The 20343-nt window shown below is 38.1% G+C and carries 19 protein-coding genes; 4 read left to right on the forward strand and 15 right to left on the reverse strand.

Features of this window, described 5'->3' with window-relative positions; genetic code table 11:
• The 15 genes from citG to DQN49_RS09650 form a co-directional block, all read right to left on the reverse strand.
• Complete coding sequence (gene citG / locus DQN49_RS09580; RefSeq protein ID WP_006995728.1) at positions 1-1398, reverse strand: triphosphoribosyl-dephospho-CoA synthase CitG; 1398 nt, start codon at positions 1396-1398, stop codon at positions 1-3.
• A 180-nt stretch (positions 1399-1578) separates the two neighbouring features.
• Entirely contained in the window at positions 1579-3081 is a 1503-nt protein-coding gene (citF, locus tag DQN49_RS09585) for a citrate lyase subunit alpha (protein ID WP_032826271.1), read from the reverse strand.
• Between the two features lie 13 nt (positions 3082-3094).
• On the reverse strand, positions 3095-3970 hold the full coding sequence (gene citE, locus DQN49_RS09590) for a citrate (pro-3S)-lyase subunit beta (protein WP_006995726.1): 876 nt from the start codon (positions 3968-3970) through the stop codon (positions 3095-3097).
• Positions 3967-4254 carry a citrate lyase acyl carrier protein gene (gene citD, locus DQN49_RS09595; RefSeq protein ID WP_006995725.1) on the reverse strand — a complete coding sequence of 96 codons (288 nt, stop codon included), beginning with the start codon at positions 4252-4254 and terminating at the stop codon, positions 3967-3969. Before citD ends, citE begins: the two co-directional genes overlap by 4 nt.
• Before the next feature lie 37 nt (positions 4255-4291).
• Entirely contained in the window at positions 4292-5299 is a 1008-nt protein-coding gene (gene citC, locus DQN49_RS09600) for a [citrate (pro-3S)-lyase] ligase (protein WP_006995724.1), read from the reverse strand.
• A gap of 377 nt (positions 5300-5676) precedes the next feature.
• Positions 5677-6639 (reverse strand): lipoyl synthase, encoded by a 963-nt coding sequence (gene lipA / locus DQN49_RS09605; protein ID WP_006995723.1) that lies wholly within the window; start codon positions 6637-6639, stop codon positions 5677-5679.
• Positions 6640-6692: 53 nt separating this feature from the next.
• On the reverse strand, positions 6693-7331 hold the full coding sequence (gene lipB, locus DQN49_RS09610) for a lipoyl(octanoyl) transferase LipB (RefSeq protein ID WP_006995722.1): 639 nt from the start codon (positions 7329-7331) through the stop codon (positions 6693-6695).
• A 1-nt stretch (position 7332) separates the two neighbouring features.
• Positions 7333-7611: a DUF493 family protein YbeD gene (gene ybeD / locus DQN49_RS09615; RefSeq protein WP_006995721.1), complete on the reverse strand. Its 279-nt coding sequence runs from the start codon at positions 7609-7611 to the stop codon at positions 7333-7335.
• Between the two features lie 96 nt (positions 7612-7707).
• On the reverse strand, positions 7708-8889 hold the full coding sequence (locus tag DQN49_RS09620; RefSeq protein ID WP_006995720.1) for a D-alanyl-D-alanine carboxypeptidase family protein: 1182 nt from the start codon (positions 8887-8889) through the stop codon (positions 7708-7710).
• 15 nt (positions 8890-8904) lie between these two features.
• Positions 8905-9768, reverse strand: coding sequence for a septal ring lytic transglycosylase RlpA family protein (locus tag DQN49_RS09625; protein ID WP_005691062.1), 864 nt, complete (start codon positions 9766-9768; stop codon positions 8905-8907).
• 52 nt (positions 9769-9820) lie between these two features.
• A complete protein-coding gene (rodA, locus tag DQN49_RS09630; protein WP_005649852.1) occupies positions 9821-10936 on the reverse strand; it encodes a rod shape-determining protein RodA in 1116 nt (371 codons plus the stop codon).
• Complete coding sequence (mrdA, locus tag DQN49_RS09635) at positions 10926-12881, reverse strand: penicillin-binding protein 2 (RefSeq protein ID WP_006995719.1); 1956 nt, start codon at positions 12879-12881, stop codon at positions 10926-10928. The genes rodA and mrdA overlap by 11 nt, the downstream gene beginning before the upstream one ends.
• Positions 12882-12902: 21 nt before the next feature.
• Positions 12903-13370: a 23S rRNA (pseudouridine(1915)-N(3))-methyltransferase RlmH gene (gene rlmH / locus DQN49_RS09640; protein WP_005663275.1), complete on the reverse strand. Its 468-nt coding sequence runs from the start codon at positions 13368-13370 to the stop codon at positions 12903-12905.
• Between the two features lie 53 nt (positions 13371-13423).
• On the reverse strand, positions 13424-13732 hold the full coding sequence (gene rsfS, locus DQN49_RS09645) for a ribosome silencing factor (RefSeq protein WP_005652613.1): 309 nt from the start codon (positions 13730-13732) through the stop codon (positions 13424-13426).
• Positions 13733-13856: 124 nt separating this feature from the next.
• Positions 13857-15512, reverse strand: a complete 1656-nt coding sequence (locus DQN49_RS09650) for a putative transporter (protein ID WP_006995718.1) — start codon at positions 15510-15512, stop codon at positions 13857-13859.
• 205 nt (positions 15513-15717) lie between these two features.
• Here DQN49_RS09650 and DQN49_RS09655 point away from each other — a divergent pair, with 205 nt between their 5' ends.
• The 4 genes from DQN49_RS09655 (at position 15718) to mreD (ending at position 20306) form a co-directional block, all read left to right on the forward strand.
• Positions 15718-17496, forward strand: coding sequence for an ABC transporter ATP-binding protein/permease (locus DQN49_RS09655; protein ID WP_032826270.1), 1779 nt, complete (start codon positions 15718-15720; stop codon positions 17494-17496).
• A gap of 131 nt (positions 17497-17627) precedes the next feature.
• A complete protein-coding gene (locus tag DQN49_RS09660; RefSeq protein ID WP_006995716.1) occupies positions 17628-18683 on the forward strand; it encodes a rod shape-determining protein in 1056 nt (351 codons plus the stop codon).
• Between the two features lie 79 nt (positions 18684-18762).
• Entirely contained in the window at positions 18763-19818 is a 1056-nt protein-coding gene (mreC, locus tag DQN49_RS09665; protein ID WP_006995715.1) for a rod shape-determining protein MreC, read from the forward strand.
• Complete coding sequence (mreD, locus tag DQN49_RS09670; RefSeq protein ID WP_005657800.1) at positions 19818-20306, forward strand: rod shape-determining protein MreD; 489 nt, start codon at positions 19818-19820, stop codon at positions 20304-20306. Before mreC ends, mreD begins: the two co-directional genes overlap by 1 nt.
• Positions 20307-20343 lie beyond the last annotated feature (37 nt).

Genomic DNA, 20343 nt, shown 5'->3' on the forward strand with positions numbered 1-20343 from the left:
TTAATTACCTCTAAATGATAAAAAGAAAATTGTTAGTGCTAATAAATCAGCACTACCGCCCGAACTTAAATTACGTTCAATGCAGGCGGTATCAAATTTCATTAATGCTTGTGTCAGTGCTACTTTATCTGTCACAAGATGTTGATCTGTAAGCAGATCCCGTGCTGTTTGCTGTATGAAATGCAATCCTGCTAAACCACCTCGATGAACCACGTTAGTGTCGGAGTTAATTGCCATTAAATTCAACAACAAAATCAGTAAACGATGTTCCCATTCTAACTGATGGTACTCATCAAATTGTGGCAACAACGTTTGAATGAGATTAAAACCATTTTCTGCTTCGCCACGGACACCTGTTAAGCCATATTTTTGGAATAAACGCACTCCAGCCGTACTAGGCAAGTGTTCAGGATAATTTTTGAGTTCATCCGTTAAACCTTGAGTAAATTGTGCAACAAGTGAGCAGATTAATTTAACATCAAAATCTACCGCACTTTGAGCCAAACTTTTTTGTGCCAATAATCGTCCAATTGCCGTACACACTAAACCAAAAGAAAAAATAGCACCTTTGTGGGTGTTTACGCCATCAGTAACTTTAAACATTGCTTTTTCCGCCAATAAACCTAAAGGACGAATTTCAGAGAGAATTTGATTTTCAGACAAATGCGCGGTCATCATGCCTTTGAGAACAAACTGCGTAAAAAAAGGTTTTAAGCTAATCGCACTTTGCTCAAAAGTATGTAGGTTCATATCTTTGTGCGAACCGTTATTGATGGCATCCACTAAACCAGGTTTTGGCGATAAGCGAGCCTCTTGTATTAATGCCAGATAAACTTGTTCACCAATATGTTCTGCGAAATCATGATTCTGTGCGAGAGATTGAATTTTATCCACAATCTCATCAATCTCGTGCTTGCGGGTTCTCGCACAGATTTTTGCATTTTCTCCGCACACTAAACAAGTTCTTGGAGAAAGATCAAAATCTGTACGACTAAGTAGATTGCCTTTAGCATTAAACACATCTAAATCCCACAAACGAGCAAGAGGAATACTTTCTTCCAATTCAATCATCAGCACTTTTAGCGTACGAGCATCTATCGGTACTACAAAATAGGCTTCATGCCCCGTTTCTAACGGACGGACTATTTCTTTTACTGCTGTGATGTTTAACTGAGTAAAAAGTGCGGTCAGATTTTCTAGAGCTTTTGTAAAAACATAATCCAACAAAGCATTTTTTTTTACGCCACCCACAGCAGTTAAAGTGATGCAAAGTAAGGTTTGTCCATATTGTGTTATAAGCTGTTGTTGTAAAATTGCACGTTCCTCTCGAGCATTAAGCAATGCTTCAAGTGAAATTTTTGAACCCTCTGTAGAGAATGTCGTAAAAAAATGCTGCAAAATTTGACCGCTCTTTTGTATAAAAATAAATTTTCTTAACTCTTTCCATTTATATGGTGCTGGCGAAAGCTGAAAGAGCTAATCGAGTCCCTTTCAACTCTTTGGGCTCCTTTCCTGATAATCATGGGAAGACAAGAGTTAATTTTGGCTATTGAAAGTAGATCGCTTGTAATGCTGATTCTAGTCTTTAACTTGATACACCGTATCAATCACCGAACCATCACGATAACGAACAATAGCCACAGGTTTATTAGTAAACTCAATTTCTTTTGGTTTACCAGTAATGCTGTAAGCACGTTCACAAAGTTGTTCAATAGTCAACAATGGAATGTCTGTTTTGCTTAAAGCTTCAATCAAATCTGGACGTTTAGGATTTACTGCTACACCATGATCGGTAACGAGAATATCGACGTTTTCACCAGGTGTTACACAGGTAATCACGTTTTCCACCACGGTTGGAATACGACCACGAACTAATGGTGCCACAATGATTGCTACTTGTGCAGAAGCTGCGGTATCACAATGACCACCAGATGCACCGCGAATCACACCGTCAGAGCCAGTCAATACATTCACGTTAAATTTAGTGTCGATTTCTAAAGCAGAAAGAATCACCATATCTAAACGTTCAACAGATGCGCCTTTGGAACTGTAATTCGCATATTGGTTAGCGGAGACTTCAATATGATTTGGGTTACGGGCAAGTGATTCAGCTGCAACAGAATCAAAGCTTTGTACATCTAATAATTTTTTAATAAGACCAGTCTCATGTAATGCCACCATACTTGCAGTAATTCCGCCAAGTGCGAAATCTGCAGTGATATTTTCACGACGCATTTTTTCTTCTAGAAAGCGTGTAACAGCTAATGCTGCCCCCCCAGAACCAGTTTGTAATGAGAAGCCATCTTTAAAATAACCACTGGCAAAAATTACTTCTGCACATTTACGCGCAATGAGTAATTCGCGTGCATTGGTAGTCATTCGGGTTGCACCACCACCAATTTTTTTCGGGTCACCGACTGCTTCAACTTGCACGATTAAATCTACTTGATCTTGAGCTATGCTGATTGGGTGGTGCGGGTATTCAACAAATTCCTCTGTGAGCAACACAACTTTGTCAGCATATTCAGCATCGACACGCGCATAGCCTAGAGAGCCGCATTTACTTTTTCCAGTAAATCCATTGGCATTACCGAATGTGTCACAGCAAGGCACGCCTAAAAAAGCAACGTCAATTTTTAATTCGCCAGATTTTACTAAGTGAACACGTCCACCATGAGAATGAATATTTACAGGTTCATTCAATAAACCGCGAGAGATTTGCTCTGCAAGTTCACCGCGTAAACCAGAAGAATAGATTTTGGTGACCACGCCATTTTTGATATGTTCGACAATCGGGAAGTGGCTATCAATTAAAGATGAAGATGCAAGGGTCAGATTTTTGAAACCCATTTCGGCAATTTTATTCATCACCATATTCACCACAAAATCTCCGCCCCGAAAAGCATGATGAAATGAAACAGTCATACCATCTTTTAAGCCAGAGCGTTTAATCGCTTCTTCTAGAGAGGTACAAAGTTTGCGATCTTTCGCTGTACGAGAAAGGGATTCAGATTTAGGCACCGCTTGATAGACTGAGCGATCAGCGTGATATTTTTCAATACGTTGTTCTCTTGTTGTCATCTTTTTATCTCCCTTACTCTTCACGAACACCTGATTTCGCACGTTCTAATACAAGTTTTGCGCGATCAATAATCGGTGCGTCAATCATTTTACCGTTTAACGAAACAACACCAGCCCCTTGTCGTTCAGCTTCTGCTGCCGCTTCAATAATGCGTTTTGCCTGCTCCACGTCTTTTTGTGTCGGTGCAAATAAGTTGTGTAACAATTCAATTTGGCGTGGGTTGATTAAGGATTTACCGTCAAAACCAAGCTGTTTAATTAACGCAGCCTCTTTTAAGAAGCCTTCTTCATTGTTTGCGTTGGAATACACGGTGTCAAAGACCTGAATGCCAGCAGCACGTGCAGCTTGTAAAATAGAACAACGAGCGAAAAGTAATTCAATCCCCTCTGCAGAACGCTCAGTTTTCAAATTACGCACATAGTCTTCTGCACCCAATGCAATTCCAATTAAACGTTTAGAAGAGAAAGCGATTTGATTGGCTTGAGTAATGCCTAATGGAGATTCAATAGCCGCTAACATTTTAGTCGAACCGACTTCTCGACCGCAGGATTTCTCAATTTCAGTAATGGCTTGATCCATCTCTAGCACATCTTGCGCGCTTTCAGTTTTTGGCATACGTACCACATCCACACCCGCACGCACTACCGCATTCAAATCCAATAAACCAAATTCAGAATCTAGCGGATTAACACGAACTACGGTCTCAATTTCTTTATAAAGCGGATGTTGAAGTGCGTGAGCGACTAATAAACGAGCAGAATCTTTTTCTTTGAGAGCAACCGCATCTTCTAAGTCAAACATAATGGAATCTGGTTTATAAATAAAGCTATTACTTAACATGGCGGCATTTGAGCCTGGCACAAATAACATACTTCTTCTTAATTTCATAACAGAGCCTCCCAGTTAATCATTTCATCAGTTGCACGCATTGCAGCAGCTTTTACTCGAGCTTGTAACACGCAATCTAACGCCCCTTTGTCTTCTACAATGACTTGTGCTGCTGTAATGCCAAGTTTTGCTAATACTTCACGAACTGTCGCTTCAATTTGTTCACCAAATTGTTTTGCTACTGAGCTATTGATTTCAATATCGAGTGAATCAAAAGGTTGAACCCGTACTTGAACATCACTGGATTCCAGTGTCCCTGCAACGGCTACTTTTGTTATTTTCATAGATTTTCCTTCCGTATATTGATGAATAAAAATGTATTTAAAAACGACCGCACTTTTGTAAATAATTTAACGTAGTCATAGGCACAAACTCTGCGAGTTGAGCCCAATTTTTTTCAGCCAAATGCTTTCGTACTGTAGACGCAGAAATAATCTGGTTGCTTGCTGTTTTTCTAGGTATCTCGATAACATTTATTTTTGCTGCATTCATTTCGGCATCCCTTAACCAATAATGCATTTGGCGATTATATTCGGCAGTGACGGGACAATTTAGCTCAGTACCAACAAAGCGATGTGTTATTCCCAAAGCTTGAGCAATATGTAAACGGAATAACTTCAGATCAACCTCAAAATAACTTTCATCTGTAATTAATTGATCTTTTAGGAAATAATTTGGAAATGTTGCACGAGAAATAATATAGTCAGAGCCAGAATGAAGAGTGATATTGGATAAATCGAAAATACCTTGTTTAACCATTTCAAATCGTTCAGCGTAAGAAAATTGCGATGCGTCTTCACCAACAATAAATAAATGCAGATGATCACATTGTTGTAATGCTTGCTCAATTAAATAACGATGACCTAAGGTAAATGGATTCGCGTTCATTACAATCGAGCCAATTCGATTACCAACCACACGCATTTTCTCCCATAATGAGCATTGTTTTTGTAAACGCGTAGCACTATTTTCTAACAATACTACATAAGGATTGGCATCAGAGATGATATAAAAACCGCAAGATTTGAACAACGTTGCATATTCGGGTTTTGTATAAATAAAAAGGTGTGGGCGTTTTAGCGTGTAAGCTAAATCAACCAATTCAGTAATTAATTGCAGGGCAACACCGCTACCACGCAAAGACTCATCAATCGCAACACATTTTATGATATTGCCTGCTAAACCGCCACAGACAACGATTTGTTCGTTATCATTATAGCCAACAACAAAATACTCGATTTGTTCATCTAATTTAAGCGCATTTTGATGTAAAAATGTCTGAATGAGAGAAAGTTTTTTTTGTTCAGTAGAAATTCGCTCAAATTGCATCGACTCTCCAAAAAAGAAGAAAACATAACATCACTACCAAGTTAGTAGTATAGAGTTATTGTAAGCGATGAGCAAATTACGATACAAGATAAGCTCATATTTTCCCCAACTTTATAATCTAATATTATCTTTACACTGCATTATACATTGAATAATTTATAGATATTTTCTTTTTTTTCAAAAACTTACATGGTTCTCGATCATATAAGTTAAAAATACTATTTTCTTGATATCCTTTTCCTTACAATTGCGGAAATGATGATAGGCTTAATAGTTGATTAATGAATAGGCAATATTGGCGGTTACTCTGAGTTGTAAAAATAAACCGCACTTTTGTTGCAAGCAGAAAGTGCGGTTTAATTCAGCGCAATTTTAAATTATTTCACCAATCCACCGCTGGCTTGTAAATCAGCGTGGTAAGAAGAACGAACAAATGGTCCACAAGCTGCATGTTCAAAGCCCATTTCATTAGCTTTATCACGAAATATATCAAACTCGGTAGGCGGAACATAACGCGCAACGGGCAAATGGTGACGGCTAGGTTGGAGATATTGCCCTAATGTCAGCATCGTTACACCATTATCTCGTAAATCTTGCATTACTTGCAAAATTTCCTCGTTAGTTTCTCCTAATCCCACCATTAAACCAGATTTGGTTGGAATATTTGGGAACATTTCCTTAAATTCACGCAGTAATTTAAGCGACCATTCATAATCTGCACCGGGGCGAATTTCTTTGTACAGGCGCGGTACGTTTTCTAAATTATGGTTAAAGACATCTGGCGGATTATCTTTTAATTTTTCCAATGCCTGTGTAATGCGACCACGAAAATCAGGCACTAAAATTTCAATCTTAATGTTAGGATTAAGCTCACGCACAGCTTTTACACATTCTGCAAAATGACCCGCGCCACGATCAGGCAAATCATCGCGATCCACTGATGTAATCACCACATATTTTAATTTCATATCTTGGATGGTTTCTGCCAATTTTTGAGGTTCTTCAGGATCGGGCGGTAATGGTTTACCGTGAGCTACATCGCAGAATGGACAACGACGCGTACAAATTGCACCTAAAATCATGAAGGTTGCCGTTCCATGATTAAAACATTCGTGTAAATTCGGACAAGAAGCTTCCTCGCAAACAGAATGTAGCCCGTGACGGCGCATACCTTTTTTAATGTTTTCAATCTTAACTGAACTTGCTGGAAGTTTAATTTTCATCCATTCTGGTTTTTTTAATAGTTCTTGATCAGGATCGATATTTTTCACGGGGATAATTGAGGTTTTTGCCGCATCGCGATATTTTACACCGCGTTCCATTTTGAAAGGAGTAGACATAGTATTTTCCTAAATAAAAATGCCCAAGTTGGGCATTTACTTTTTATAAAATGTTATAAAGTTGTTACATTATAGCCTAAAAGTTCGGCGAAGTGTTTAATTAATTTTGGTGAAACCTTATCGCAATTAGCCTCATCTTGATTAACAAAATCCGCTAATTGACACATTTCAAGACCAGCATAGCCACATGGGTTAATATAATGAAATGGATTCAGATCCATATTAATATTCAATGCTAGCCCGTGAAAAGAGCAACCACGACGAATACGTAGTCCAAGAGAACAAATCTTTTTTCCATCCACATACACACCTGGTGCATCAGGTTTTGGATAACTTTCAATACCATATTCAGCTAAGGTTTTTACCACCGTTTGTTCAAGTGCGGTAACTAATTGACGTACATTTAAATTCTCATGACGCTTAATATCAATGAGCACATACATCACTTGCTGACCGAGTGCATGATAGGTTATTTGCCCACCACGATCGGACTGCACTACAGGTATTTCACTACGTTGTAAAAGATGCTCTGGTTTACCTGCTTGCCCTTGGGTAAATACAGGAGGATGTTGCACCAACCAAATTTCGTCTTGCGTTTCCTCGGTTCGACTATCTGTAAAATTCTGCATTTTATGCCAAATTTCTTGATAATCTTGCAACCCTAACTGACGAACGATAAGGGAATTATTCATACTAGATAACCATTTTTACGCCTTCAACTTTAGCAAGTTCTTTATAAAGTGTTTCTACCTGCTCAAAGTTTTCAGCAATAATGTCGATTGAAACAGAATTATAAGTGCCTTTACTACTGCGTTTTTCCTTAGGAATATAATCGCCTTTAATATATTTTTGAACCACTTGTATAAGATCTTGTGCTAACCCTTCTCGATTAATCCCAGCAACTTTAAAGGTCATTTTTGCTGGAAATTCCATTAATTCTTTAAGTTTTGCGTAATCGTTTTCCGTTGTCATATTATTTCCCAGTAATAAAAATTATGCGTGGATGGCAAACTACCCACATAGTACGTAATCTCTTAATTAAAAAAGTGCGGTAATTTCTCAGATATTTTATGCAAACAAGCCTTTTACAGTGAGCACCAGCCAATCCCAAGCTTTTCCGAAAATACCAGCTTCGCCAACTTCATCCATTACTTGTAAGTTTACCGCTGCAATATCCTTGCCTTCTAATTGATAAACGACTTTCCCTACAATTTGTCCTTTTGCTAAAGGTGCTTGTAAGTTTTTACCTTCGAACTCATAGCGCGCTTTAAGCTCATTTTGTTTACCTTTCGGAATAGTGATAAAGCGGTCTTGTAGCGTTCCCAATTTCACGCTACCTTTATCACCATAATAAACAGGTTGCTCTGAAATGACTTTACTTGCTTCTAAAGTTTTAAAGGTTTCAAAATTAGCAAAACCCCATTGTAAAAGTTTCTTACTTTCTACTTCACGACCTTTGTAAGTTGGCACACCCATTACTACAGAAATTAAACGCATATTGTTTGATGTAGTCGCTGAAGCGACTAAGTTATATCCTGCTTGGCTAGTATGCCCTGTCTTCATTCCATCAACATTGATAGTTTTATCCCATAATAGTCCATTACGGTTAGGTTGTTTAATTTTATTAAATGTAAAGTCTTTTTCGGAGTAAATTTTATATTCTTCAGGTAAATCACGAATAATATGCGCACCAATAATTGCCATATCACGCGCGGAAGAATATTGATTTGGATCATCTAAACCATGGGGCGTGGTGAAATTTGTATTTTTCAAACCAAATTGTTGAACATATTTATTCATTGTTTCTACAAAGTTCGGTACATTGCCAGAAATATGTTCAGCTAATGCAACAGTCGCATCATTACCAGAAACAACAATCACACCTCGATTTAAGTCTGCTACAGATACTTGTGTATTTAAATCTAAAAACATTTTTGATGAATCAGGGAAATTACGCCCCCACGCACTTTCACCAATGGTAACCATATCGGTATTATGGATTTTGCCTTGTTTTAATGCGACACCAACTACATAACTTGTCATCATTTTAGTCAGTGATGCTGGATATTGACGTTGATCTGGATTAAGTGCGGTCAAAATTGCACCTGAATTATAATCCATCAATACATACGTTTGAGCCGTAATTTGTGGTGGAGTTACGCCAAACTGCATATCCTCTGCAGATACCGAAAAAGCACTAAGTGCCACAAAACTTGATAAAAATGCGATTTTTGTTGTTCTTTTCAACATAGTGTGTTCCTACAATTAATTTTTATACGTATAAACAATTAATGGCTTATTATTTGCCATTTTTTGTAATTTAGTTCTCACTTGTGCCATTTTTGTTTTGTCATCAAAAGGCCCAATATAAATTTCATATTTATTTCCTGAGCGATTTACTTCAGTCTGAATATTCGCTAACGCAAGTTGCGTAATTAATTTATTTGCTTGGCTACGAGAGGTTAATTCAAGCATTTTCAAACAGTAAAATTCGGTTCCTTTTAGAGCATTTATTGACTTAGATGCGTTATCAAAAAGCGTGTTAGATTTTAATACTAAACGATCGGCAGCTTCCTGAGTTTTTGCTTGTTTAGCCAGTGTTTTTGTGGCTGCGCCTGATAAATTCCCATTTTTAGCAACGTGCAACGCCTCAATTCTTACCTGCCCTATGCCGCGGGAAATTAAGCCAATTTCTTTTGCCGCAGCGTGTGAAAGATCAATTAAACGCTTATCACTAAAAGGCCCACGATCATTAATACGTACGATAACTTTACGATTGTTATGTAAATTTGTCACTAAAGCATAAGAATTTATTGGCAATGTTTTATGTGCTGCAGTAAATTGTTTTGAGTTATAAACATCGCCACTTGCTGTTTTGCGCCCATCAAATTTAAGATGATAATAACTTGCTAAACCTTCTTTAATATAAGATTTGGCTTCATTCCCACTTTTAGTAGTATAAGTTTGCCCTTTTACTGAATAAGTCCTTGGCGCAGGCATTTGAGTTGCGATAGAAAGATTATCCCCTCGAATACCATACATTTTTTGCGTATCAGCCTGCACAGGAAAAGCTACGCTTATCATAAATAGCAAAAGTGCGGTCAAATTTAACCCAGTTTTTAATTTCATAAAATATTAACGCTTTTCATTTATTCTTTCTTTAAGAAAGAAAAAAATGAAATTAGCTCCTTTTCATAAATTGACTTTTATGCGTATGAATAGACATCAGTAAACCAAAACTTGCCATAATCGCAACATAAGAGGTACCACCATAACTAAATAAAGGTAATGGCACACCCACAACAGGCAAAATTCCGCTTACCATTCCAATATTCACAAATACATAAACAAAGAAAATTAATGTTGTTGCACCAGCAAGAATACGCCCAAAAGAAGTTTGAGCATTGACGGCAATCATTAAACCTCGCACAATAATAAACAAGTAAATCGCCATTAAAATCAAGAAACCAATCATTCCGTGCTCTTCACCCATTACCGCAAAAATAAAATCTGTATGAGGTTCGGGCAAAAATTCTAATTGTGATTGAGTCCCCTGCATCCAGCCTTTTCCGCTTAATCCACCAGAACCAATCGCAATCTTTGATTGTAAAATATGATAGCCAGCACCGAGAGGATCTTTTTCTGGGTCCAATAATGTGAGAACGCGAGTGCGTTGATAATCGTGCATTAGATATAACCACATGATCGGAATAAATCCAGCTAAGCCAATCACTGCCGCTAAAATAAGCCACCAGCTCATTCCTGCTAAAAACACGACAAATAAACCTGACGCACTGACCAAAATTGATGTGCCTAAATCAGGCTGAATCGCCACAAGCAATGTTGGCAGTAGAATCATTGCAATCGCTATAAATGTTTCACTTAATTTAGGTGGAAGCGGACGATTACCTAAATACACCGCCACCATTAATGGCACAGCAAGTTTTACAATTTCAGAGGGTTGAAAACGAATAAATCCAAGATCAAGCCAACGCTGTGCACCTTTACTTGTCGTACCAATAACATCTACCAAGATCAATAACACAAAACCAATTAAATAAAGATAAGGTGCGATGCGTTGGTAAAATCTTGGTGGAAATTGAGCCATTAACAGCATAACAATAAATCCAAGTAAGACCTGAATAATTCGGCTATTAAACATCGTTTCACTGGCACCTGATGCACTATATAACACCAGCATACCATAAGCAGTTATTGCAAGAAGTCCGATAAACAGCCAAAAATCAATATGCAAACGTTGCCAAACACGCAACCAAAAAGGGATTTTATCTTCCATTTATTTGTTCGCTCTCTTGTGACAAATCTTTTTTTTGCTGAATAGGTACATTATATTTTTCAACTTGTGGTAAACGCTGATTTAAATAGTAATCCATCACTTTACGTGCTAACGGCGCGGCATTACTTGAACCACCACCTGCATTTTCTAAAATCACTGTTACAACTAATTTAGGATTATCATAAGGGGCGTAAGCGGTAAACCAAGCGTGATCATGCAATTCTTTTTTTAAGCCTGCCGTATTATATTTTTCATTTTCCTTTAAACTAAACACTTGTGCAGTGCCAGATTTCCCTGCAACACGATAATTTGCATCTACAAAGGCTTTTCGCCCAGTTCCATTTGCAGCATTAACAACATTGTACATACCGCGTTTCGCTGCCTCCCAAGCTGCCACTTTAGGTGTGTTAATATCAGGATAAAGTAACGGATCTTCATAAGACTCTAATACTGCACCTTCAATTGCTTTCATCAAATGCGGTGTATTTACTTTGCCATTATTGACCAATATTGTCGTCGCTTTTGCTACTTGTAGTGGTGTTGCCGTCCAATAACCTTGACCAATCCCAACCGAAATCGTATCGCCTTGCACCCAAGGGCGTTTATAACGTTTTTGTTTCCATTCTCGAGTTGGTATATTGGCAGCCGTTTCTTCTTGAATTTCAATCCCCGTTGGCATACCAAAACCAAAATCCTTCATCCAATTAGAAAGGCGATCAATACCCATATTATAAGCCACTTGATAAAAATAAGTATCAGAGGATTCAGTAATCGCTTTATTCAAATCCGTATCCCCGTGGCCTGTTTTTTTCCAATCACGAAAACGTTTTGTGGAATTAGGTAATACCCAATATCCCGGATCAAAAATCGTTGTGTTTGGTGTAATCACATTTTCAGTTTGTGCGGCTACTGCAATAAAAGGTTTGACTGTCGAAGCGGGCGGATACGCACCTTGTGTCGCACGACTATAAAGTGGACGAGCAAGATCATTTAATAAACGTTTATAATCTTCGGAGGAAATACCATCAACAAATAAATTATTATCATAACTTGGTGTAGATACCATCGCTAATACACTACTATCTTTCGGATCAAGCACAACTACAGCACCTTTTAGTCCCGATAAAAGTTCAGTAATATAACGCTGTAATGCCAAATCAATGGTTAAATGAATACTTTTTCCCGCCACAGCAGGTCGGCTACGCAAAGTGCGGATTACTTTGCCGCGATTATTAATTTCTACTTCTTCAAAACCTGTGGTACCTTGCAGTATATCCTCGTAATAACGTTCAATACCCAATTTTCCAATATCGTTCGTTCCCGCATAATTCGCGAATTTATCCTCTCGTTTCAAACGTTCTACATCTTTATCATTCATTTTACCTACATAGCCCAAAATATGTGCCATTGTTTCGCCATATAAATAATGGCGTTTGAAATAAGGACGTACCTCTAAGCTCGGGTATTGGTAGCCATTTACCGCAAAGCGTGAAATTTGTTCTTCTGTTAAATTCGGCTTTAATAAAATCGGTGTATAACGCGTTCCGCGGCGACGTTCCTTTTTAAAATTTTCAATATCGTTATCCGTCAATCCCACAATATAGCGTAATTCATCTAAAGTGCGGTCTAAATTTTCAGTTTTTTCTGGCACAATGTATAAACCAAAAAAAGTAAGATTTTCGGCTAATAATTTGCCGTAACGATCATAGATTAAGCCACGCGTTGGTAGTAAAGGTAATAATTTAATTCGGTTACCATTAGAACGCGTTTGGTAAGTATCGAAATTAACAATCTGTAGCTGATAAATATTGGTGAATAACACGCCTGTTAAGAGCAAAATCCCCAAAAAAGCCACTAACGTTCGGCGTGCAAAAAGGTTACGCTCCGCTTTTTTATCGCGGAACGGTTCGTGCGTTGGTGTATTGAAGAATTTTTTTAAATTCATCTGACTAAAAATAAGGATATATTATTCTCGATGATAAGGATGATTAGTGGTTAGCGACCACGCACGATACAAACTTTCAGCCACCACGACACGAACAAGCGGGTGAGGTAATGTCAAGGGAGAAAGCGACCAACTTTGCTCTGCGACAGCTTTGCATTCTGGCGAAAGCCCCTCAGGCCCACCAATCAATAAACAAACATCGCGACCATCATTTTTCCACGCTTCTAGTTGCTCAGCTAGCTGCGGTGTCGTCCAAGGTTTACCAGGAATATCTAACGTCACGACTTTGCCTTTTCCACAGGCCGCTAACATCGCTTTACCTTCTTGTTCTAAAATACGTTTAATATCAGCATTTTTTCCACGCTTGCCTGCTAGGATTTCAATTAGTTCAAAAGGCATATCTTTTGGGAAACGGCGTTGATATTCCTCAAAACCCGTTGTAACCCAAGAAGGCATTTTTGTTCCGACGGCAATTAACGTGATTTTCACAAGTCATCCTTATCTAAAAAGTGCGGTTATTTTTTACCGCACTTTACTAAAATTTACGCCCAAAGTTTCTCTAATTGATACATTTCACGGGCGTCAGGTTGCATGATATGTACGATAGCTTGACCAAGATCCACCACAATCCAATCTGCAGTATTTTTACCTTCTTCTCCAAAGGTTTCAAAACCTGCTTTTTTACATTCTGTGATTAAATTATCTGCCATTGCAGAAACTTGGCGACTCGACGTCCCCGTGCAAATAATCATATTATCCGTAATCGAGGATTTTCCACGTACATCAAAATGTACAATATCTGTTCCCTTTAACCCATCTAAGGTTTCCATCAAAAATTCAACTAACGCCATTTTGTTCTCACTTAGCAATAAAAGTGCGGAATTCTATCATTGAATACCCTCTTGCGCAAAATCCACGCAAAAAATAAGCGCGAAATTAACCGCGCTTTTTATGTCTAAATTGAAATTATTTTTACTATGCTGCCCATAATAACACTGCCAATAACTGCGGCGACATTATTCGCAAAAACATCACTAACGGATACACAGTTGCATAAGAAAGTGCTGCAGCACCGTTATCTTCTTTAATTTCATTCGCAAATGCTAAAGCGGGAGGATCCGTCATTGAACCTGCAAGTAAACCACAGATAGTTAGGTAATTAAGTTTTCCATATAAGCGTGCTATAGTCCCAACAATAATCAACGGCACAAAAGTGATAAAAATACCGTATCCCATCCATTCAAGTCCCGAACCATTCACTAAAGTATCAAAGAAACTTCCACCTGATTTTAAACCAACAACCGCCAAGAAAAGAACAATCCCAATTTCGCGCAATGCCAAGTTAGTGCTTGGTGGCATAAACCAGTAAAGTTTACCAATCGTGCCAATTCTCGCTAAAATCAACGCAACCACCAATGGCCCGCCAGCAAGCCCTAATTTTAACGCAACAGGGAAACCTGGAATATAGAATGGAATCGAACCAACGAGTACCCCTAAACCAATACCGATAAACACTGGTAACATTTGCACTTGAAGTAATTTCTGTTGTGCGTTACCAATAACTGAAATGGCCTGATTTAGGACATCACTGCGTCCAACCATATGTAGCACATCGCCAAATTGCAGTGTGGTATTTCCCGTTGGAACTAACTCAATCCCTGCACGATTTAAACGTGAAATTACAACCCCATATTTTTGATGAATGCCTAACGCACGGATCTTTTTGCCTAATACTTTTTCATTCGTTACCACCACACGCTCGGAACGAATTTCGCCACTATAGGCAACGGTTGGTGCATCAACTTCGTGTCCGATAATTAAACGCATTTTAGCAAGCGAATTATCATCACCCACTAATTGTAAAATATCGTTGGTACGAATCTCAGTACTTGCCTTTGGAACAATTTCCATATCATCGCGTTTTAAACGTGAACATACGACTTCTTCATCACTAAATCCAGGAATTTGAATCAATGTCAAACCATCTAGATTTTGGTTCGTCACTTTTAAAGAAATATTATGTAAACTTTCTTTATCTTGGCTGCTCTCCGCATTAAAACGAGCGGCTTCATCGTCCACTTTGACGTTAAAAAACAAGCGGATTAACCACATTGCAAGCAAAATACCGCAAATCCCGAATGGATAAGCCATTGCATAAGACACCCCCATAGTCACAGTGGTTTGAGGCACCCCTAATTCTGCTAAAATTTGCTGCCCTGCCCCCAACGCTGGCGTATTAGTAACAGCACCAGAATAAATACCTAAGGCAATATCCAGTGGAACATCCGCAATTTTATGTACAAGAACCACGGCAATTGACCCCAGCACAATAATCAAAATGGCAAAGGCATTTAGCTTTAAACCAGATTTTCGTAAAGAAGAAAAAAAGCCAGGTCCAACCTGAATACCAATAGTATAAACAAATAAAATCAAACCAAATTCTTGCACAAAATGCAGCGTATGTGCATCCAGTTTCAAGCCATATTGATTAGTGAAATGGGCAACAATAATGCCGCCAAACAGCACGCCACCAATGCCAAGCCCAACCCCGCGGATCTTCCAATGCCCGATCCATAAGCCGATTACGGCGACGAGGGCAAGAAGACTAATCGTGATCGCAATATCACTCATATTGACCCCTTAAAAATGAAATTTAACTCCTTTGGATTATATCCAAGTTGTTTTTTGAAAACCTTAACCAAACTCAAAAAATGATACGTTCGTCACATTTTTTCTTGCGAAATTGAGCATAGCCTCTACAATACCGAAAATTTTTGACCCTTTTACAAAAAGTGCGGTTATTTTTCACCGCACTTTTATCTCGGATGGAATATTTATGGATTACAGCCAAGAAGCTATTACTTCTCTTATTTGGATTTTACAAACGCTAGCCATCACCTCAGTCGTCTTTAGTTTTGGCATTTTTCTTTTGGTGCGTTTTACCCAATGGGGAAAACAATTTTGGATGTTTGCAGGCGGTTATCTTTCGCCTAAACGTAGCATTAAACCTATCTTATTCTTTCTGCTTATTGTTGCAATGACATTACTTAGCGTACGTATCAGCCTTGTAAATTCTGAGTGGTATAAAAATATGTATACCTCATTGCAAGAATTTAATGAACATGTATTTTGGCAACAAATGGGCTTATTCTGCGTCATCGCAGCAAGTTCTGTTTCAGCAGCATTAGTAAGCTATTATTTAGAGCAACGTTTCGTCATCAACTGGATTGAATGGCTTAACGAACAGCTTGTTAATAAATGGATGGCACATCGCGCCTATTACAAAACACAGTATTTATCAGAAAATCTTGATAACCCCGATCAACGTATTCAACAAGATGTGCAATCTTATGTAAAAACCACGCTTTCTTTAAGCACTGGCGTCATTGATGCGGTCACCTCGATGATTTCTTACACGATTTTGTTATGGGGATTAGCCGGTCCAATGATAGTACTTGGTGTAGAAATTCCGCATATGATGGTATTTTTAGTGTTTGGTTATGTCATTTTCACAACCCTCATCGCATTCTGGCTCGGTCGCCCATTAATCTCATTGAATTTTATTAATGAACGCCTAAACGCAAACTATCGTTATTCTTTAATTCGCATTAAAGAATATGCTGAAAGCATTGCTTTTTATGCGGGCGAAAAAGTCGAAAAAAATCAGCTTTATCAGCAGTTCAACGCCGTCATTCACAATATGTGGGTCATTATATTTAGAACACTAAAATTTTCAGGATTTAACCTAGTCGTAAGCCAAATTTCTGTTGTTTTTCCATTGTTAATTCAAGTTGGACGTTACTTTGAAAAGCAAATAAAACTAGGCGATCTAATGCAAACCTTGCAAGTATTTGGTCAGTTACACGCAAATCTTTCATTCTTCCGCAGTACTTATGATAATTTTGCAAGCTATAAAGCAACGCTAGATCGTTTAACTGGGTTCTGTTATGCCATTGAAAAAGCAAATAATAAATCACAAACACAGATCCACAATCATCCAACAGATGTGATTTTCAAAAATTTAAGTATTCAAAATCCATTAGGTCATACACTAATTAAACATCTAAACATTACCTTACCGCAAGGAACAAGTTTGCTTATTCAAGGAAAATCTGGAGCAGGAAAAACCACTCTTTTACGCACCATTGCGGGGCTTTGGAGCTACGCCGAGGGGGAAATAAATTGCCCTACGCAAAATCAGCTTTTCTTGTCACAAAAGCCCTATGTGCCACAAGGAAATTTAATGTCAGCATTAGCTTATCCAAATAACGCTGACAATATTTCACATACACAAGCTGTAGAAATATTAAATAAAGTACAACTAGGACATTTGGCTGAACAATTAGAAAAAGAACAAGACTGGACACGTATTCTTTCTCTTGGCGAACAACAGCGTTTGGCGTTTGCACGATTAATTCTACACAAACCAGCGGTGGCATTTTTAGATGAAACCACAGCTAGTATGGATGAAGGTTTAGAATTTTCGATGTATCAATTGTTACAACAAGAACTACCACAAACAACAATCATCAGTGTGGGACACCGTTCAACCCTTAAAACCTTACATCAACAACAGTTAATTCTGCAAGACAAAGGGCAATGGCAAGTGCTATAAAAAAACGCTAAAAAAACACTGTAATCGCAACGCTTTTTTTGATACATTTAGCGCAATTTTTTGTATGTTTGACAAAGTCATTTTCTACTTTTTGTCAAACAAAACTAACTTTCATTTTAAACGGTATAATTATGTTATTTAAAAAAATTCGTGGGTTGTTTTCAAACGATCTTTCTATTGATTTAGGCACAGCTAATACTTTAATTTATGTCAAAAGACAAGGTATTGTACTTGATGAACCCTCTGTTGTTGCGATTCGTCAAGATCGCGTAGGCAAATTAAAAAGCATTGCAGCTGTGGGTAAAGAAGCTAAATTAATGTTAGGTCGTACTCCCAAAAGTATTGTAGCAATTCGTCCGATGAAAGATGGCGTTATTGCAGACTTTTTTGTGACAGAAAAAATGTTGCAATACTTTATCAAACAAGTTCATAGCGGTAATTTTATGCGTCCAAGCCCGCGTGTATTAGTATGCGTGCCAGCTGGTGCAACACAAGTAGAACGCCGCGCAATTAAAGAATCAGCAATCGGTGCTGGTGCGCGTGAAGTATATTTAATTGAAGAACCAATGGCAGCTGCAATTGGAGCTAAATTACCCGTTTCTACTGCAGTTGGTTCTATGGTAATTGATATCGGTGGTGGTACGACAGAAGTGGCTGTAATTTCCTTAAATGGTATCGTATATTCTTCTTCCGTGCGTATCGGTGGTGACCGTTTCGACGAGGCGATTATTTCTTATGTTCGCCGCACTTTTGGCTCGGTTATCGGAGAACCTACCGCCGAACGCATCAAACAAGAAATTGGTTCTGCTTATATTCAAGAAGGTGACGAAATTAAAGAAATGGAAGTACACGGACATAATTTAGCCGAAGGTGCGCCACGTTCATTTACTTTAACATCACGTGATCTCCTAGAAGCCCTTCAACAACCATTAAACGGTATTGTGGCAGCGGTTCGAACCGCACTTGAAGAATGCCAACCAGAACACGCAGCAGACATTTTCGAACGTGGTATGGTATTAACTGGTGGCGGTGCTTTATTACGTAATATTGATATTTTACTTTCTAAAGAATCTGGTGTCCCTGTTATCATCGCAGAAGATCCATTAACCTGTGTTGCTCGTGGTGGTGGCGAAGCATTAGAAATGATCGATATGCACGGCGGCGATATTTTTAGTGATGAAATTTAATCAGAATATGAACAAAAAGTGCGGTTAAAAATAACCGCACTTTTCCTTTCACTTTTTTCATTCAACAAGAGAAAGTTTAATGAAACCCATTTTCGGCAAAGCCCCTCCCCTAGGTATTCGTCTGCTTATCGCTATCTTTGCATCTATTGCCTTAATTTTAGCTGATGGACGTAATAGCTCAATAACGAAAGCACGTAGTGCAATGGAAACGGCAATAGGCGGTTTATATTATCTTGCAAATAGCCCTAGAAGTATCTTAGATGGCATTTCAGAAAATCTTGTTGATACCAATAAATTACAAATTGAAAACAAAGTACTACGCCAACAGCTTTTGGAAAAAAATGCAGATTTACTTTTACTTGATCAACTCAAAGTCGAAAATCAGCGATTACGTCTTTTATTAAATTCTCCGTTAAGAACCGATGAATACAAAAAAATCGCCGAAGTTCTTACTGCAGAAACAGATATTTATCGCCAACAAATTGTTATTAATCAAGGCAAAAAAGACGGTGCTTATGTAGGTCAGCCTGTCATTGATGAAAAAGGCGTCATTGGACAAATTATTTCCGTGAGCGAAAATACTAGCCGAGTACTGCTACTCACAGACGTAACACACTCAATTCCAGTGCAAGTTCTACGCAATGATGTTCGTGTTATTGCGAGTGGGACTGGGTATACCGATGAACTAAGCCTCGATAACGTGCCTCGTTCCATTGATATAGAAAAAGGCGATCTTCTCGTAACCTCTGGGCTTGGTGGGCGTTTTCTTGAAGGCTATCCCGTAGCTGTTGTACAAAGCGTTTCGCGTGATAGCTCTAATTACTTTGCAATAGTTAAGGCTAAACCTTTATCTTTATTAGAACGTTTACGTTATGTACTTTTACTTTGGCCAAGTAACCTAGATATATCAAAAGTAAAATCAATGTCGCCAGAAGAAGTTCGCAATCTGGTGCAAAAACGTTTAGAAAGCCAAGCTAATGAAGCAAATTATAGAGTCAAAAAAACACGCTTAACAGAAAAAGACTTTCCAGAAAATGAAGAAAAAACCATTATTGAACCAGATATTCCAACAGATTTTCTTCAAAATGAAGAAGATCTTCCCATAGAACAGCAAGAAGAAAGGATAGAAGACTAATGCAAACACGATTTATTTTACAATGGTTCACTATTTTAAGCTTCTTTGTTATTGCCTTTGTATTAGAACTTGCACCTTGGCCAGTTGGTTTCCAAATGCTAAAGCCTGCGTGGCTTGTACTTGTATTACTTTATTGGGTATTAGCTATTCCCAATAAAGTAAGTATAGGCTGGTCATTTTTACTCGGATTAACTTGGGATTTAATATTAGGCTCTACATTAGGCGTTCACGCTCTCGTACTTTCTACGAGCATGTACATCATTGCCAAAAACTATTTAATTCTGCGAAATTTATCACTTTGGTTCCAAAGTTTATTGGTTGTACTTTTCGTCTTCATTATAAGATTACTTATTTTCTTAGTTGAATTTTCACTCCATACTGCCTTTTTTCATTGGCAAGCCATCTTAGGCGCATTCGCTTCTGGTTTACTATGGCCGTGGGTATTTTTATTAATGCGTAAAATACGCAGAAAAGTTAAATTACATTAAAAAAGAGAGATAATTCTCTCTTTTTCATGATTTATGA

The organism is Haemophilus aegyptius (genome assembly GCF_900475885.1).
In the GTDB taxonomy this organism is placed as follows: Bacteria; Pseudomonadota; Gammaproteobacteria; order Enterobacterales; family Pasteurellaceae; genus Haemophilus; species Haemophilus influenzae.

Bases quoted from the DNA above. Each gene is read 5' to 3' on its own strand.
- mrdA (WP_006995719.1), bottom strand. From the start codon at position 12,881: ATGAATTTAAAAAAATTCTTCAATACACCAACGCACGAACCGTTCCGC.
- citE (WP_006995726.1), bottom strand. From the start codon at position 3,970: ATGAAATTAAGAAGAAGTATGTTATTTGTGCCAGGCTCAAATGCCGCC.
- mreC (WP_006995715.1), top strand. From the start codon at position 18,763: ATGAAACCCATTTTCGGCAAAGCCCCTCCCCTAGGTATTCGTCTGCTT.
- citC (WP_006995724.1), bottom strand. From the start codon at position 5,299: ATGCAATTTGAGCGAATTTCTACTGAACAAAAAAAACTTTCTCTCATT.
- rodA (WP_005649852.1), bottom strand. From the start codon at position 10,936: ATGGAAGATAAAATCCCTTTTTGGTTGCGTGTTTGGCAACGTTTGCAT.
- citD (WP_006995725.1), bottom strand. From the start codon at position 4,254: ATGAAAATAACAAAAGTAGCCGTTGCAGGGACACTGGAATCCAGTGAT.
- DQN49_RS09655 (WP_032826270.1), top strand. From the start codon at position 15,718: ATGGATTACAGCCAAGAAGCTATTACTTCTCTTATTTGGATTTTACAA.
- lipA (WP_006995723.1), bottom strand. From the start codon at position 6,639: ATGTCTACTCCTTTCAAAATGGAACGCGGTGTAAAATATCGCGATGCG.
- DQN49_RS09650 (WP_006995718.1), bottom strand. From the start codon at position 15,512: ATGAGTGATATTGCGATCACGATTAGTCTTCTTGCCCTCGTCGCCGTA.
- DQN49_RS09625 (WP_005691062.1), bottom strand. From the start codon at position 9,768: ATGAAATTAAAAACTGGGTTAAATTTGACCGCACTTTTGCTATTTATG.
- rsfS (WP_005652613.1), bottom strand. From the start codon at position 13,732: ATGGCGTTAGTTGAATTTTTGATGGAAACCTTAGATGGGTTAAAGGGA.
- DQN49_RS09660 (WP_006995716.1), top strand. From the start codon at position 17,628: ATGTTATTTAAAAAAATTCGTGGGTTGTTTTCAAACGATCTTTCTATT.
- DQN49_RS09620 (WP_006995720.1), bottom strand. From the start codon at position 8,889: ATGTTGAAAAGAACAACAAAAATCGCATTTTTATCAAGTTTTGTGGCA.
- ybeD (WP_006995721.1), bottom strand. From the start codon at position 7,611: ATGACAACGGAAAACGATTACGCAAAACTTAAAGAATTAATGGAATTT.
- lipB (WP_006995722.1), bottom strand. From the start codon at position 7,331: ATGAATAATTCCCTTATCGTTCGTCAGTTAGGGTTGCAAGATTATCAA.
- citF (WP_032826271.1), bottom strand. From the start codon at position 3,081: ATGACAACAAGAGAACAACGTATTGAAAAATATCACGCTGATCGCTCA.
- mreD (WP_005657800.1), top strand. From the start codon at position 19,818: ATGCAAACACGATTTATTTTACAATGGTTCACTATTTTAAGCTTCTTT.